The sequence below is a fragment of the Streptomyces sp. CG 926 genome, assembly GCF_003148825.1.
Lineage (GTDB): Bacteria > Actinomycetota > Actinomycetes > Streptomycetales > Streptomycetaceae > Streptomyces.
Window position 1 is genome coordinate 272,874 of the sequence record NZ_QGGZ01000006.1, and the last position, 13,949, is coordinate 286,822.

The 13,949-nt window shown below is 72.6% G+C and carries 9 protein-coding genes and 1 pseudogene; 5 read left to right on the forward strand and 5 right to left on the reverse strand.

Annotated elements, in window-relative coordinates; translation table 11 throughout:
- Window positions 1-9: 9 nt before the first annotated feature.
- Window positions 10-366, forward strand: a pseudogene (locus BCL76_RS18190) (transposase); the annotation flags it as partial.
- Window positions 367-452: 86 nt separating this feature from the next.
- Window positions 453-884, forward strand: a complete 432-nt coding sequence (locus tag BCL76_RS18195) for a hypothetical protein (RefSeq protein WP_109780533.1) — start codon at window positions 453-455, stop codon at window positions 882-884.
- 127 nt (window positions 885-1,011) lie between these two features.
- Here BCL76_RS18195 and BCL76_RS18200 read toward each other — a convergent pair whose 3' ends face one another.
- Window positions 1,012-1,686 carry a hypothetical protein gene (locus BCL76_RS18200; protein WP_109780534.1) on the reverse strand — a complete coding sequence of 225 codons (675 nt, stop codon included), beginning with the start codon at window positions 1,684-1,686 and terminating at the stop codon, window positions 1,012-1,014.
- A 143-nt stretch (window positions 1,687-1,829) separates the two neighbouring features.
- Window positions 1,830-4,127, reverse strand: a complete 2,298-nt coding sequence (locus tag BCL76_RS18205) for a WD40 repeat domain-containing protein (RefSeq protein WP_181382602.1) — start codon at window positions 4,125-4,127, stop codon at window positions 1,830-1,832.
- A gap of 255 nt (window positions 4,128-4,382) precedes the next feature.
- On the opposite strand from BCL76_RS18205, the gene BCL76_RS39405 reads away from it, so the two are divergent.
- From BCL76_RS39405 to BCL76_RS18220, 3 genes are all read left to right on the forward strand, one after another.
- Window positions 4,383-4,508, forward strand: coding sequence for a class III lanthipeptide (locus tag BCL76_RS39405; RefSeq protein ID WP_199810350.1), 126 nt, complete (start codon window positions 4,383-4,385; stop codon window positions 4,506-4,508).
- 111 nt (window positions 4,509-4,619) lie between these two features.
- Complete coding sequence (lanKC, locus tag BCL76_RS18215; RefSeq protein ID WP_109780537.1) at window positions 4,620-7,310, forward strand: class III lanthionine synthetase LanKC; 2,691 nt, start codon at window positions 4,620-4,622, stop codon at window positions 7,308-7,310.
- The gene (locus BCL76_RS18220; protein WP_219933958.1) at window positions 7,307-8,875 is read left to right on the forward strand and encodes an ATP-binding cassette domain-containing protein; all 1,569 of its coding nucleotides are present in this window, start codon (window positions 7,307-7,309) and stop codon (window positions 8,873-8,875) included. The genes lanKC and BCL76_RS18220 overlap by 4 nt, the downstream gene beginning before the upstream one ends.
- 21 nt (window positions 8,876-8,896) lie before the next feature.
- Here BCL76_RS18220 and BCL76_RS18225 read toward each other — a convergent pair whose 3' ends face one another.
- From BCL76_RS18225 to BCL76_RS18235, 3 genes are all read right to left on the reverse strand, one after another.
- Window positions 8,897-11,857: a helix-turn-helix transcriptional regulator gene (locus tag BCL76_RS18225; protein ID WP_109780538.1), complete on the reverse strand. Its 2,961-nt coding sequence runs from the start codon at window positions 11,855-11,857 to the stop codon at window positions 8,897-8,899.
- A gap of 107 nt (window positions 11,858-11,964) precedes the next feature.
- A complete protein-coding gene (locus BCL76_RS18230; RefSeq protein ID WP_109780539.1) occupies window positions 11,965-12,639 on the reverse strand; it encodes a response regulator in 675 nt (224 codons plus the stop codon).
- Window positions 12,627-13,754 (reverse strand): sensor histidine kinase, encoded by a 1,128-nt coding sequence (locus tag BCL76_RS18235; RefSeq protein ID WP_109780540.1) that lies wholly within the window; start codon window positions 13,752-13,754, stop codon window positions 12,627-12,629. The genes BCL76_RS18230 and BCL76_RS18235 overlap by 13 nt, the downstream gene beginning before the upstream one ends.
- Window positions 13,755-13,949: the final 195 nt, after the last annotated feature.

Below are 13,949 nucleotides of genomic sequence, written 5' to 3' on the forward strand. Positions count from 1 at the left end.
GCTGCACTTGACCGCAACGACGTTACGCAGCTGCTGCCGCTCCTCGCCGAGGTCCCGTCCATCGCCGGCCTGGTCGGGCGGCCGCGGCGGCGGCGGCCCGATGCGGTCCTCGGCGACCGCGGCTACGACCACGACGAGTACCTTCGGCTCGTTCGGGCCCTGGGCATCAAACCGGTGATCGCCCGCCGCGGTGTCCCTCATGGGTCGGGGCTCGGGGTGCACCGGTGGGTCGTCGAGCGCACCATCGCGTGGTTGCACGGCTTTCGGCGCCTACGCGTCAGGTGGCAACGACGCGACGACATCCACGAAGCCTTCCTCGGCCTCGCGACCTGCCTCATCACCCACCGCCACGTCCAACGCATCTGACTGGGTCCTTGACCCTCAATGCGATCGACAGCTCGACACGTCCTCGGCAACGATGCGGTGCCGTCGAACCTTCACCAGGAGCCACCGTGTCGTCCAGGACCGCAGACATCGACTTCACCTTCGCCCGCGAGCTCACGGTCCGCACCACCATCGGGGCTTTGGCCGCCACAGGCTGGGTGCTGGAGAAGCCGTTCTCGTACATGGTGAACGACGACGGCCTCTACGACTGGCGGTCTACGACCCACGACCACACGCAGGATGTCTTGGCCGTCCTTGACGCACCCGAGCATGCGAACCACCACGCGGCCGTCTGCATCTACCACGGGGAGGCGAGCACAGGCGGTCAGCTCCTCTTCTTTCCTGGCCGCATGAACTGCAGCTTCATCCCGACCATCAACCGGCGGCGTCTACCTGACTCGGACGACTTCACCGACCTGAGCTGGTACATGCACACACTCGTGCCGCCCCTGCTGACGGTCGGGCTGAAGAGCTACGAAGCATGCGACATCGGCCACTGAGGCCGCCTGCCTGGTTACCTCTCGATCCATGCAGAGTCTTTGTCAGGACCTCTGAGAGGCCCGTCCCGGGAGCCGGAAACGCGGCCGGCCCCGCCCCGGGGAACGGGGCGGGGCCGGGTCGGTCAGGTCAGCGGGACTGGACGAACGTGTTGCCCTGGTGGCCCTCGGCGGCGCAGGAGCGCTTCTCCGCAGCCGTCATCTTGCGGGTCTTGACCACCACGGCGTTGCTCTTGCCGTCCGTGCCGTTCTTGGCCGGGCCGGTGATCGTGTCCTCGAAGAACCAGTAGTAGTGGTTCCACTTCGGGCTGTCGTAGTGGGTCTGCCAGGTGCCGGAGACCTTCTGCATCACCTGGGCGCGCGAGATCCATCCGACCTCGCCCGGCTTCACCGTCATGTTGAGCGAGCTGCTCTCCGAGTGACTGTTCGACCAACTATGGCTGTAACTCGCGGTTACGCTCAGGTCTACGATGCCCGCTATGTTACCGCCGGCCGTGACGGAGACGCCCAGCGAGTCGGTGGAGCCCACCGTGTCGTCCCAGGTCATCGACTGGGACGAGTCGGAAGTGCTGCAGTTGAACAGGGAGTTCGACACCTGACGGAAGTCACCCAGGTACGCCTCCCCGAGCTCGGGCGAGTTGAAGGTGCACTTGCCCTCGCCCGAGGCGCAGTCCGCCATGAGCTGCGGCCGGGTCGGCTGGTCGGCCGCGGACGCCGGAAGGGTGGTCGCCGCAGCGACGGCGCAGGCCGCCATCGTCATGGTCAACGCGCGGGCCGCGTAACGCCTGACGCGGTGTGTGGTCATCGTGGTGCCTCTCACGGTGCTGGGGGGATCGGTGAACCGCCGTGCAGCCGTTGCGAATTCACTCGCCGACGGCTGCACGGACGATCACCGCCTCTTGCTCCCGGAATTCTCCCGACCTACCGGAGGCGTACGGTCCGATCGAGTCAATCTGCCGCCGGGCCCAGCACCGCGATCTCCGGGCCGAAGGCCACCACGAGCCGGCCGCCCGGTGCGGGCGCGAGCGCGGCCGCCGGCAACGACAGCGCGTACTCGCCTCCCACCTCGCGCCCCGTGGCGAGGTCCCGGAAGCGCACGGCCTGGCCTTGGCCGATGGCCACCACCGGCCGGGCATCGCCGGTGGTGACGACCATGGGCCCGTTCGGATCCGGGTGGCCGGTCAGGGGTTCACCGATCTCCCGCAGGGTGGCCAGGTCCCACCGGCGCACCGTCTCGTCCCGGCTCCTGCTGATCGCGACGAGCCGGCCGTCGACCAGGGTGGTGGCCACCGACGTCACCCAGTCGCTGTGACCGGTCAGGGGTTCACCGATCTGCCGGCCGGTACCGAGGTCCCACAGCCGTACGGTCTTGTCCCAGCTGCCGGTGAACGCGACGGGCCGGCCCGCCAGCTCCGCCGTCGCCACGGCGGTCACCCTGCTGGTGTGGCCGGTGAGCGGCTCGCCGACCGGTCGGCGGGTGGCGAGGTCCCAGATCGCCGCGGTGCGGTCGGAGCCGGCCGTGACCACGACCGGCCGGCCCGCGAGGGTCGCGCCGGCCAGGGCCAGTACCCGGCCGTGGTGGGTGGTGACGGGCTCGCCGAGGTGGTCGGCGCCCACCGGATCCAGCAGGCGCAGGGTGTCGCCGCAGCCCGCGGTCACGATCACCGGCCGCCCGTCCACCTCGGATGCGACCATCGCGGTCACCCCGCCTTCCAGGCCCGTCACGGGGGCCGTGACCTGCCGGCCGGTGCTCAGGTCGCGCACGCGCAGGGTGTGGTCGGCGCCTGCCGTGACGACCACCGGGCGCCCGTCGAGAACGGCTGTGGTGACCGCCGAGACCGCTGCGGTGCGGCCGGGGCGGGACGGACCGTCCTCGGGGGTCAGGGCGTGGGAGAAGTCCCAGGTCCGGAGCGTGGGGTCGGCGCTCGCCGTGACGGCCACGAGCCGCCCGTCCACGACGATGGTGGCCACGTCCCAGACCTTGCCGGTGTGTCCGGTCAGCGGCGGGCCGACGGGCTTTCCGGTGGCACGGTCCCGTACGACCACCGTCTCGTCCTGCTCCACGGTGAGCAGGACCGCATCGGCACGGTCGGAAGGGCCGTTCCCGCGCCCGGAGATCCGGTGCCACAGGTCCGCCTCCCGCTCCGGGCCGGGCGGGAACGCCGGCGCCGTGCCGCTCGCGTCCACGGCGTCGATCACCCGCGGTCGGTCGTCCGTCAGGTCCCACAGGCGCAGGGTCCCGTCGGCTCCGGCGGTGAGGGCGACCGTACGTCCGTCCAGCACCGCGGTCTCCCGCGCCCGGGTGCGTACCAGGGCGCCGTTCTGGCGGGAGAGGGCCGGCGGGCCGATGAAGCGGGGCTCCTCGTCGTCGAGGCCGAGGGCGACGGCACGTCCACGCACCACCGTCAGGGTCGTCGCACCGGGCCGGTCCGCGCCCTCGGACAGGACGGCGGCGGCCTCTGAGGCGTCCACGGGCTCGCCGGTGGCCAGGTCCCACAGCCGCCCCTGTGCCGGGTCCGCCCCCGTCCCGGCCGCCGGGTCCGGTTCCGGGGCGGTGACGGCGAGCACCCGTCCGTCGAGGTCGACGGTCCGCGCCACCGACAGGGACCGGGCCAGTTGCTCGCCGGTGGCCATGTCCCACACGCGCACGGTCCGGTCCACGTCCACGGCGTCGACGGTGACGACGACCCGGCGGCCGTCCAGCATCGCCACGCCGGTCGCCGACGGGAAGGCGGCGACCCGGCGGCCGGTGAGCAGGTCCCCCACGGACAGGGTCCCGTCCGCCCCGAGGGTGAGCAGGACCCGGCGCTCGTCCAGGACGGCGCTCTCCACCAGCCTGACGAACTCCCCGGCCGCGCGGCCGGTGGCCAGGTCCCGGACCAGGACCGAATCGTCGCCGTGCAGGCTGAAGGCCACCGGCCTGCCGTCGGCGACCGCCGTGGCCACGGACAGCACCTCGACGGTCGTCGAGGAGATCGCATCGGTGCGGCCGGTGACCGGTTCGTGCAGCTGCTCGCCGGTCGCCAGGTCCCAGACGCGCACGGTGTTGTCCCGGCTGCCCGAGACCGCGACCGGTCTGCCGTCGACGAGCGCCGTGGCCACCGTCCGTACCTGGCCGTCGTGCCCCACGAGGGGACGCAGGCGCCGCCGGTCCGGTACGGGGCCGTCGGCCCACCGCAGGGTCCATCGCGGCTCGGGCAGCGGGGCGTTCGCGTCGTCGGGCGCACCCGTGGAGATCTCGGACATGCCTCCGAGGCTGGACACCGCCTCTGACATCGACCTGCTCTACCACACCGGGCGCCGCCGCCCGGAGCGTGGGGACCACCACCATTTCGCCCCGTGCGGAGCGGCACTTCGGTGGGGGGTACGGCCGGAGATTATGCGCGGCCACCGCCCATGTGCGGGTGGCGCGGATGGCGTTGAGTCGGACCTGCCGATCGGCCGGCAAGGAATCCACGTCAGCGCACGATCCCGCACCCGACCTTCGAGGAGGTGATCCGGATGAGCGTCCTCAAGCTTCAGAACATGGAGGCCCGCGTCACGCCCAGTGCTGCCGCCACCATCAGTCTGACGAGCAGCAGCAGTGACTGCTGCAAGGCTCCGCGCGAGCCGCAGAACCCGAACTGAACCGTCGGGTCCGTGCGTGGGCTCGGCGCGCCCCCGCACGGACCCACCGTTCCCGACGGCCGCTGCCGCAGCCGCTGCTGCCGGCGGCCCCGGACGATCACAGAGGCTGACATGCGCAACGAACGCTGGGTCTACCGCTTCCTCTTCGCGTGGAACGACACACTGTTCTTCGACCCGCTCGACGTCTTCTACGAGCCGAACGCGGACCATTTCCTCGCCGCGTTCGACGAGCGGGTGCGGGCCCGGTTCGTCCGCAGCGGCATCTGGTGGAGCTTCCGGCACAACCAGGACCTGCCGGCGCAGGGGTGGAAGATCCACGTCTCGTCGAGCCACCGCCACGTGCGCGAGGTCGCGACCTCGGTGATCGACCATCTGACGGAACGCGGGATCGACTTCAAGATCGCTCTCGATCCCAACGTCTTCGAGATGCTCAACTCCAAGGCCATGTCCCGGGGCAGCGGCGGCAAGCTCGTCACCGTCTACCCGCGCGACGACGAAGAGTTCCGGACGTGCCTGGCGGACCTGGCCCGCCTCCTGAAGGGCGTCGAGGGCGCCTACGTCCTGTCGGACCTGCGGTACCGGGACAGCAAGGCCCTCTACTTCCGCTACGGCCAGTTCCTCGACACCGACGGCGTCGACGTCCTCGGCCGCAGACGAGGCCGCATCCTCGGGCCGGACGGCCCCGTCCCCGACGACCGGCGCCCGGGCCACGCGCAGCCCTCCTGGGTGCCCTGGCCCTTCGACGGCTGGCGGCCCGCCGACGAGGACGAGGGGGAGGACGGCCTGCTCGGGGGCCGCTTCCGGGTGACCGGCGCGATCCAGTTCTCCAACAGCGGCGGCGTGTACACGGCCGAGGACACCGCGGACGGCGACCGTCCGGTGCTGCTCAAGGAGGCCCGCCCGCACACGAACATCAACCCGCGGCAGGACCACGACGCCGTGGACATCCTGGACCGCGAGTGGATGTTCCTGAACCGGCTGGCCGACGTGGGCTCGTACCCGGCGCCGATCGCGAAGTTCCAGCACTGGGAACACCACTACATCGCCGAGGAGTTCGTCGACAGCTCCGACATCCGCTCGGTGCTGCTGGAGCGCAACCCGCTGGCGCGGCCGGGGTTCGACATCGAGCAGTCGCGGGAGTACCTGCGGATCTTCCTCACCGTCTTCCGCGGGCTGGCCCGCGCGATCCGGGCCGCGCACGACCGTGGGGTGATCCTCGCCGACTTCACCGCCGCGAACCTGCTCATCGACCCGGACACCTACGAGGTGACCATCGTCGACCTGGAGGCCTGCCGGCTGGCCGAGAGCGGTGAGGACGCCCTGGCGAAACCGGTCGAGCTCTACACCCCGGGATTCAGCCTGTCCCGCAACCGCTTCAAGGCGTACGGGCCGGAGGGCGACCGGTACGCCCTCGCGTCCACCATGGCGTACTTCGTCTTCCCGATCGCCGCCATGTCGTACCTGCGCGAGGACGTCCTCGACCTGTACCGGATCTTCATCACCGAGGGACTGGGCTGGCCGGAGCGGGTGCACGGGCTGATCACCGACCTGGCGCAGGACCGGATCGACCTCGCCGGCCTGCTCGAAGCCCTGGAGGACGAGGGCGACGACCTGCTCGACGGGGTCGAGGCCGCCCCGGTGCTCCCGGTCGTCGAAGAGGAGCTGGGGCTCGCGGACGCGGAGGCCGGGGTGGCCGCCTTCATCGAGGCCGCCGCCGACACCGGCCGCGACACGCTCTTCCCCGTGGACCCCTTCGCGCACGTCACCAACCCGCTGAGTCTGGGCTTCGGGGCGAGCGGCGTCCTGTGGGCGCTGCACGCCGGCGGCGTCCCGATCAGGCCTCGGTGGCGCGACTGGCTGGGCCGCAGGCTGGCGGACATCGATCCGGCCCGATACCCGGACGGCCTGATGAACGGCCTTTCCGGCATCGCCTGGGCGGCCGACTCCCTCGGGCTCGGCGCACCGGCCAGGGAACTGCTGACCTTGGCCAACGAGCGCGCGATGGACCAGGGCGACCACACCTTCTACTACGGCCTCTCCGGGGTCGGCATGACCGACCTGCGCTTCTTCCTGCGCGGCCACGACCCCCGCGACCTCGCCGCAGCGCAGGAGTGCGCACAGGCGCTGCACGAGACGGCACAGCGGGACGGCGGCCACGCCCACTGGCGGAACGAGTTCACCAGGGAGGAACCGCTGACCGGTCTGGGCTTCGGGCAGGCCGGTGTCGCGATGTTCCTGCTGCGCATGCACCAGATCACGGGAGAGGACCGTCACCTGCGGCTCGGACGGGAGGCACTCGCCTGGGAGATGGCCCACGCCAAGCCGATCGACGACGACGGCGGCCCCGTCATGTTCGAGCACGAGAGGACGATGGAACCGTACGTCGAGGTCGGTTCGGCGGGCGTGCTGAAGGTGCTGCTGCGGTACGGGGACATGGACGCGGCCCGGACCGTCCTGCGTGGGCTCGACGTCCGGTACTCGGTGATGCCGGGCTACGCCTTCGGCATGGCCGGGGTCGCCGACGCGCTGCTGGACGCGGCCGAGTTCCTGGGCGACCGGTCCTACCGCGACACGGCGCTGCGCCAGCTCGACTTCGTCCGCAAGGTCTTCCTCTTCGAGCCCGCCGAGCGCTTCGGGCTGCCCCGCGACGAGGGCCGGCCGCCCCTGCTGGGCCTCCCCGGTGACGGACTGCTGCGCTGTTCCACGGACTATCTGACCGGCTCGGCGGGCGTGCTGCGGGTGCTCCACCGGGTGAACCGGGGAGGCCCGGCCGACTTCCTGCTGGACGAGGTCGGACGGTGAGGCAACTCTGGCGCACGCTGCGCGGTCACCGGACCCCGTTCGTGGTGATCCTCGTCGCCGAGGTCACCATGAGCGGGCTGGAGGCCCTGCTGCACCCGCTGCTGCTCAAAGCCCTGTTCGACGAGGCGATCCTCACCGCCGACCTGCGGCGCTTCCTGTTCCTCGGCCTCACCTACCTCGCCCTGGGACTGACCCTCAACCTCACCGGGTACTGGATCGCCTGCCGGCGCAAGCGGTTCGAGAACGCGTTCACGCTGGTGCTGGAGACCGAGCTGCTGGGCCGCGCGCTCGGCCTGGACGGCCGGAAGATGGCGCGGGCGGGCAACGCCTCGTACGTCAGCCGCATCCACAACGACGTGTCCCAGGGGGTCCTGCCGGCCGTCGACGTGTCCCTGCGCATCGCACGGCAGGCGGTCACCTCGGTGGTCTTCCTGGGGGTGCTGCTGTACCTGTCCTGGCAGGCCAGCCTCGTCCTGCTGGTGATCGTGCCGCCGCTGGTGTTCGTGAGCAACCGGCTCGGCCGGCGGATCGAGGAGAACACCGGTCCCGAACGCGAGGCGGAGGCCCGGTACATCAACACGCTGACCCGGACGCTGGAGGCGTTCTTGGCCCTGCGCGGTCTGCCGGCGCTCCTGCCGGGCACGCGCCGTGCGAACCAGGACGCGCTGCGCGGCTTCCTCGGCATCACCTTCGTCAACTTCCGGCTGGCGCAGCGCCAGCGGACCCTCAGCGACCTGGTGATGAACCTGTCGGACACCGCTTCGATGGTCGTCGGAGCCTTCTTCGTCTTCTCCGGCCGGATGTCCTTCGGCAGCTTCCTCGCCTTCGTCAACTCGCTGTGGCGGGCGGTGACCGGGATGTTCGAGCTCATCAACCTGATTCCGCAGGCCCGCCGGAGCACCGCCGTCCTCGAACGGATCGAGTCCCTACGGGAGTCCCGGCAGAGCCCGTACCACGACGAGGGGCCGCTGGTACGGGTCCACGCGGCCCGCGTCGTGTACGGCGGGACGGCCGAGGACGGGACCGCGGTGGCCGGGGCGACCGCGGTGGCCGGGGTGTCGATCGACGCCTTCGAGCTGCGCGCCGGCGAGCACGTACTGCTGCGCGGTCCCAACGGCTGCGGGAAGACCACACTGCTGCACATCATCTCCGGGACCCTCGCCCCCGACGCCGGCTCGGTCACCCTGCCGTCCCGGGTGGCGAGCCTGACCGCTCCGGTGAACCTGCCCCCGCTGCCGGTGCGCGACCTGGTCCCCGACGAGCGGCTGCGCGCCGCGCTGGACCTGGACGTGCCCGCCGACCGGCTGCCGTCGGAGCTGTCCTCGGGCCAGCGCCAGCGCGTCGGGGTCGGCGCGCTGCTCTGCGAGGAAGCCGACGTGTACCTGGCCGACGAGCCGTTCGCGAACCTCGACGACCGCGGCCGGGAGCTGGTGTTCCGGCTGCTGCGCGAGCGGACCGCCGGGCGGGCGCTGCTCGTCGTGCACCACGGGGACGAGGACCTCGACGGCCGCTTCGACCGCGTGGTGACCCTGGCCGCCGGACACCCGCTGGCCCGCCTCTCCTGAGGCGGGCCGGCGGGCGAGCGGTCAGGCGACCAGATCCCGGGCGGCGGTGGCGAAGGCCGTCCGGTTCGGGTGGCCGGTCTTGTGCAGGAGGCTCGCCACGTGCTTCTCGACGGTGCGCAGCGAGATGTGCAGCCGGCCGGCGATGTCCTTGTTGCTGATGCGCTCGGCGACCAGCCGGGCCACCTCGAACTCGCGGACGGTGATCCCGCACCGGCGCAGGTCCGCCGGCACCCGCTCGGTGCCCGTGCGCCGTTGCCGGACCGAGGCACCCATCCCGCGCAGCAGCGCCCGGCCGGCTCCGGCGACCGCCTGGAGGCCGGCGTCGTGGAAGTACTCCTCCGCCTCGCGCAGCCACTCGACCGGCGTGCCCCAGCCGTCGTCGTACGCCGACTGCGCGACGAGCCGCAGGCACAGCCTGCGTGCCATCGGGAAGGGTTCGGCCGCCTCCAACGCCTTGCTCGCGGCGGCGCTCGCCTCGTCGGGGCGGCCCTCACGGCCGAGCAGCACGGCGTGCGCCAGGCCGGTGAACTGGTGGTTCCAGCGGGTGGCGCCGGCGCTCGCCCGTGTGACCTCGGCGTGGTGGGGCCGGCCCATGCGTCCGGCCAGCACGCCGAGCAGCAGGATGATGCCGTGCTTGCCGAAGCCGCCCATCGCGGGGTTCTCCGCGTCGTAGGCGAGGGCCTGCGCGAACTCCTGCCCAGCGGCCTCGTGCCGCTCCTCCAGCAGCGAGCAGAAGGCCCGCGCCAGCCCGTACGACATCGCGCGTACGCCGGGCGCCGCGTCCAGGAACGGGGTCAGGCGCTCCAATGCCCCGCGCATCTCGGCGCGGCGGCCCTGGTGGGCGTACCGTACGGCGTCGGCGAGGCGCAGCATGGCCAGGTGGCGGCCCAGTCCGAGCCGTGAGGCGTCGGCGGCGGCCTCCCGGATCCGGTCCCGGGCCTCGTCGTAGTGGCCGCGTTGGATCCGGTCCAGCGCGAGGACGAAGCCGGTCTCGTGGGTCAGGGGGAGCAGCCCCATGCCCAGGGCCTCCTGCCGGGCCTCCTCGATCCGGGTGGGCCGGCCGTCGTGGCTCGCGGCGACGATGGCCATGTGCACGTCGGCGGCCACGCGCGGGACGGGGAGCCGGCGGGCGAGGGCGATGGCGCGGGCCCGCCGGAAGTGGGCCGCGGCCGTCGGCTCGTCCTGTTCCCGGGCGAGCTGCCCGAGCAGCAGCAGGGCCCTGCAGGCCAGGTCCGGCAGGTCGACGCGCTGCGCGGCGTGCAGGGCCCGCAGGGCGTACCGCGTTGCGGTGCGCAGCCGGTCGGGGGCGAGCCGACTCAGTTCCACGTGCACGGCGGACAGGTCCACGAGGGCGGCGTACCGGTCGGCCGGGTGGCTTCCGAGCAGTGCGCGGGCGATGTCGAGGTGCCACAGGGCTTCCGCGGGGCGGCCCGTCAGGGTGGCGAGGTCGCTCAGCCGGGCGTGGAGTCCGGCGCGGCGCTGGGCGGGTATGTCGTGCTCGCCGCCGTCACCGCCGAGGGTGGTCAGGAGGGCGGCGGGTGCGGGCAGGCCGTCGAACCGCGCCGAGCGGGCGACGGCGTCCAGCAGGCATTCCAGCACCGTGGCGCGCAGTTCGGGGGCGGTGTCCGGTTCGACGAGCCGGTGGGCCCGGATGAGCAGTTCCACGGCCCGGTCCACCGCGCCCTCGGCCGTCGCCCGCCCGGCCGCCTCGCAGTACAGGCGGATGGCCTCGGGGGTCTCGCCCGCGTGCTCGTGCAGCTGGGCGGCGTGTTCGCACCAGGTCCCGGGCAGCCCGGGGTGGAGCTCGGCCAGGGCGCGCGCCGCCCGCCGTACGTACCGGGTGCGTTCCCCCGGGCCGAGGTCGTCCAGCAGGGCCTCGGCGGCCAGCGGGTAGCGGAAGGTGTACCACTGGGTGCCCGGTCCGTCCGGCGTGATCAGGTACGAGGCGACGGCGGCGCGCAGGACCGCGGACAGTTCGGCGTGGTCTCGGCCGATGGCGCGCTCAAGTACGGGCAGTGCGAAGCGGCGGCCGAACAGGGCGGCCGTGCCGAGGAGTTCCCGACCGAGCGGCCCGAGCCGCTCGGCCTGGCGTCTGACGTTGTCCGCGACGGTGGCCGGGACGGCCGGCGTCCCCGGATCGTGGCGGGCGGGGCCGGCCGGGCGGCCGCTGAGTTCGTGGACGAGTTCCTTGACGACGAAGGGGATGCCGGCGGTGCTGTCGACCGCGCGGTGGACGAGGTCGGGGCAGACCTCGGCCGGGGGGACGCGCAGCTCGGCCGCGATCAGCAGGTGCACGTCGGGGCGGCTGAGGGGGCCGAGGTCGAGCACGCTGCCGGCGTCGCGCCGGCGGGCCCGTGAGGCGAGTTCGGTCGCCGCGCAGGGTGCGCATCCGGTGACGAGGAGGAGGACCGCCGGTTGGTGCTCGATGTTGTCGAGGAGGTAGTCGACGACCGCCAGTGTTCCGGCGTCGGCGTCGTGCAGGTCGTCGAGGACGAGCAGGCAGCCCTGTCGTTCCCCGACGACGGTGAGCAGCCTCAGCATGGTCTCGGCGACCACGAGGTGCGAGGCGGCGTCGGCGCCCGGGTCCCGGGCACCGGTCAGCAGCCGGCCCATGACCGGTCCGTAGCGGCCGAGTTCGTCCGGGTCGGGCAGCAGGCCGGCCCGGGACAGCAGGAGCAGCGCCTCGACCAGCGGCCGGTACGGGACGGGTGAGCCGACCGCGCTGGCCCGGCCCCGGACCGTGACCATGTTCGTCTCGGCGGCCACGGCGAGGGCCTCGGTGGCCAGCCGGGTCTTGCCGACACCGGGCTCTCCGGTGACGAAGAGGGCCGTGCCGTGCCCGGCCCGGGCGCCCGCGAGCGCGTGCATGATCTGCCCCATCTCGGGCCCGCGGCCGATGAGTTCCCCTCGCCTCGGGTGCGGGCCGCCGTCCGGGCCCGCGACGGTACAGTCCTCCGGCAGCGCCGGCCAGAAGATGGACACCGGCTCGTCCCCTTTCCGGCGGGCCCTCCGAGGCGCCGCCGTGGATGACGATATGGACGGTGCGTGTGCCCCCTGTAGCCGTCCGTTTGGGGGGCTTGTGCGGGTCGTCAGCCCCCGTCGAGACTGTCCTCCCGGACCCGCTGGGCCAGGTCGAGCTTGGTGTAGGTGGGGCGGCCCGCCTGCTGGTACTTGGCCTTGACCCGGTCCAGGTAGTCCTTGGCGGTGTGGACGGTGATGCCGGCCCGCCGGGCGGCGGATTTCAGGGTCAGTCCGGAGGCGTAGTCGAGGAGGATCTGCCGCTCCCTGGGCGAGAGGCGGGGCCGGGCGGGACTGTCGTCGAAGGCGCAGGCGAAGGCGAGTTCCGCGGAGAGGGCGCCCCGGCCGGAGGCCAGGTCCTTGATGGCGGCGACCAGGGTGGGCAGGTCGTGGTCCTTGGTCAGGTAGCCGTCGGCGCCGGCCCGGATGGCCTCGATGATCCGGGAGCGGTCGGGCACCGTACTGATCATCAGGACGCGGCTGCCGGTCCGCAGCAGTCGGCGGATGTTGTCGGCGGGGTCGGAGCCGTCGCGCAGGACGAGGTCGAGGAGGACGATGTCGGGCGGGGAGCAGCCCGTCGCGCCGAAGCCGTAAGGCAGGTGCGCGTCCGGTGCGCCGAGGAGCTCGCCGACGGTGGCGGCGGTCGCCACGAGCCGCAGCTCGGGCACGCCGCCGAGCCACGCCCGCAGGCCGTCGAGGAGCATCCGGTCGTCGTCGACCACCGAGACGGTGATCACCCGGGCCATCTGAGCTCCACCCGGACGCCCTCGCCGGGGGCGGTGTCCACGGTCGCCCGGCCCCCCACCTCCGCCATCCGGCCGTGCACCGAGCCGCGCAGGCCGAGGCCGGGCCGGTAGCGTTCGAGGTCGAATCCGGGACCTCGGTCGACCACGGTGACGAGGGCTCCCCCGCGTGCGTCCGGGTCCCTGGTGGCGGTGAGGTAGGCGTGTCCGGTGCCCGCGTGGCGTCGTACGTTGTTCAGGGCCTCGCGGACGGCGTCGCCCAGCGCGGCGGCCACCTCGGGGGGCACCTGGGGTAGGTCGTGGTACTGGGCGGTGACCCGTAGTTGGAGGCTCTCGACGGAGCCGACCGCCTCCTCCAGGGCCGTGCCGATCTCCCGATGGTGGACCTCCTCGGCGGTCTGCTGGATCAGCCGGCGCAGGTACGCGGCTTCGCGCGCGCAGCGCCGGCGCACCTCGGGGGCGTTGGCGTCGACCGAGCCGGACGCCAGGGTGGTCAGGGTGGCGAGGACGGTGTCGTGCAGGGCCCGGTGGTGTTCCAGCCGCTCGGCGTAGCGCGCCTTGTGGGCCTCGGCGGCCACCGCGCGGGCGTTGGCCTCGTCGAGGAGGCGGCCCTGGCGCAGCAGGTACCAGCGGAAGAGCCAGGTCATCACGGCCGAGGACACGATCGAGTTGAGATGGCCGAGAATCACGGCGGGGCTCGCGCCCACCGCCTGGTAGCCGATGAAGTGGGTGACCACGAGCAGGGTGATGACGGCGAGGGCGTGCAGTCGTTCGAGGGAGATGGCCACGACGGCGCTGGCCGAGCCGCCGAGCAGCATGGCCCACGCGATCGCGGGCGGCTCGCGCAGGCCGCCCCAGGTGCAGAGGGCCAGGGGCAGCACGCAGCCGGTGACCAGGGCGTCCGCCCAGATGTGCCGGCGGTCGAACCAGCCGCGCCGCAGGGCCGTGCCGTAGGTCAGCGCGCTCAGCGCCAGGGCGGCGGCGAATCCCGCGTACTGCAGGGGCAGTTCCGACCGGCGCTGGGCGACGGCGAGGGCGCCCACCATCAGATGGCTCGCCCGGTACAGGAGAGTGGCCACGATCATGAAGGACTGGGCGCGCTGCAGTCCCGACCCCACCCCGCTCGTCCCGCGTAGTGCCCGTATGCGCCGTACCGGTAAGGACAGCAACGCCAAGACACACCCTCCCGTACCGATTTGCCCGTGACATCTGCCATTTTGCCCTAGCAGGTGCACGTCAAATAGGCGCGTACCGGCCTGCTCACGGGCTTGGCCGAGGGGCCACCACAGGTCGGCCGGAAAGGTATTCCGGAG